Origin of the sequence: Mesorhizobium sp. M1E.F.Ca.ET.041.01.1.1 (genome assembly GCF_003997355.1) — a bacterium.
Taxonomy (GTDB): Bacteria; Pseudomonadota; Alphaproteobacteria; order Rhizobiales; family Rhizobiaceae; genus Mesorhizobium.
The window spans coordinates 1-1,805 of sequence record NZ_RZSL01000892.1; the positions used below are offsets into that span (position 1 = coordinate 1).

General features: G+C 68.7%; 2 protein-coding genes and 1 pseudogene. All 3 read left to right on the forward strand.

Annotated features, from left to right (window positions below; all coding sequences use genetic code 11):
* Positions 1-1,186 (forward strand): phosphatase PAP2/dual specificity phosphatase family protein (locus EOA38_RS35560; protein WP_145966254.1); only part of this gene is annotated, 1,186 nt, incomplete at its 5' end.
* Entirely contained in the window at positions 1,183-1,626 is a 444-nt protein-coding gene (locus EOA38_RS35565) for a hypothetical protein (RefSeq protein WP_126094432.1), read from the forward strand. The genes EOA38_RS35560 and EOA38_RS35565, both read left to right, overlap by 4 nt.
* Positions 1,623-1,805, forward strand: a pseudogene (locus tag EOA38_RS35570) (1-acyl-sn-glycerol-3-phosphate acyltransferase); the annotation flags it as partial. The gene EOA38_RS35565 and the pseudogene EOA38_RS35570, both read left to right, overlap by 4 nt.

Below are 1,805 nucleotides of genomic sequence, written 5' to 3' on the forward strand. Positions count from 1 at the left end.
CGAGCATGTCGGCAGCATCGTGTTCGCCTGGGAGCACCATGTTCCATTCCTCGCCTGGACGATCGTGCCCTACTGGTCGATCAACCTGTTCTACGGGCTGTCGCTCCTGCTCAACGACAGCCGGCAGGGCGTCGACCGGCTGGCCAGCCGCTACCTCACCGCGCAGGTCGTCGCCGTCACCTGCTTCATCCTGTTTCCGCTGACCGCCACCTTCGTGCGGCCGGCAACGAGCGGCCTGCCCGGCTTCCTGTTTGCCGTGCTCGGCGGTTTCGACAAGCCGTTCAACCAGGCGCCATCGCTGCACATCGCGCTTTTGGTGATCATCTGGGATCACTGGCGCCAGCGCCTAGGAGGCCCACTGCTCGCGCTTTGGCACGGCTGGTGCTTCCTGATCGGCGCCTCGGTGCTGACGACCTGGCAGCACCATTTCATCGACATCCCCACCGGCGCGCTGCTCGGCTTCTTTGCGTTGTGGCTCTTTCCAGCCAAGGGCGAGATGCCCTTCGCCGGATTCCGCCTGACCGCCGATGCCAAGGCACGGCGGCTTTCGCTGTGCTACGCGCTGGGCGCCGCGCTCGTTCTCGCCGGCGCTGCCATCGGTGTCTTCTTTTCCGCTATCGCGCTTGTCCTTTTGTGGCCGGCGCTGGCGCTGGCCATCGTCGCCTTCGCCTATGCCGGGGCCGGCGCGAAAGTGTTCCAGAAGACGGCGGACGGCCAGGTTTCGCTGGCGAGCCGCATCCTGCTGTGGCCTTACCGGCTTGGCGCGAGGATCAATGTCCTGGCCTGGACGCGCAAGCTGCCGCCGGTCGTGGCGGTCACCGATGGCGTCTTCCTCGGGCGTTTTCCGGCGAGCGGCGAAGCCAGCGGCTTCGGCACCGTGATCGACCTTGCCGCCGAGTTGGAGCGGCCGCGAGACGCGTCTGGCCGCTGGGCGAGCTTCGGCATGCTCGATCTCCTGCCGCCTCCCGCGGACACGCTCGACAACGCGGTGGCGGCGATCGAGCCGGCGCGGAGGCACGGCACAGTGCTGGTCTGTTGCGCGCTCGGTTTCCAGCGCAGCGCCACCGTCGTCGCCCGATGGCTGGTCGCCAGCGGCCGCTCGCGCACGCCGGCGCAGGCGCGCAAGCAGCTCGCCGGGTCCGGCCGGCCGGTGCATCTTCAGGTCGGACTGGACGAGCCGGCATGACGGACGAAGCCTATCAGCAGCGGACAGCCGCTTTCGCCGCCATGCTGATCAAGCAGGCGGCATGGCCGACCGCCATCGTCGTCGCCGGCGACAGCGTCGCGCCGCTGGTCGCCTCGGCGCGCGGCGCGCTCCACGCGCCCCTTGCCGTGCTGGCGCTGCTGGTCGCGGCGGCGAGCGCTGTCGTGGTGCTTGGGCTTTCCGCGCTTCTTCTCTTCGACGCGCTGCTGTTCCGGCTGATGGCGACGCATTCAGACGACGCCTCCGGAGGCGCCGCGGTCGACGACATCCTTTCGCGCATGCGGCTGAAGCCCGCGCCAACCGCTCCGCGCCCGCTCGACGATCGCATCGCAGGAACGCGCCGCCTTCTCGTGCGGCAGCGCATCGGCTTCGCGATCTTCGTCGTCGCGTTCCTCACAGCAGGGTTCTGGATGCCCAGATGAGCAAGCTTGCGCTGCGGACCTTCACCCTGCTGCAGACGGTCACCTCCGTCGGCCTGTCGGCGCTGGCGTGGGCCGTGACCGGCGTGCGCCCGATCTGGAGCGGCAGCCAGCCGTCCGACCGGCAGCGCATCTACTTCGCCAACCATACCAGCCATGGCGATTTCATTTTGCTGTCGGCC

Bases quoted from the DNA above. Each gene is read 5' to 3' on its own strand.
- EOA38_RS35565 (WP_126094432.1), top strand. From the start codon at position 1,183: ATGACGGACGAAGCCTATCAGCAGCGGACAGCCGCTTTCGCCGCCATG.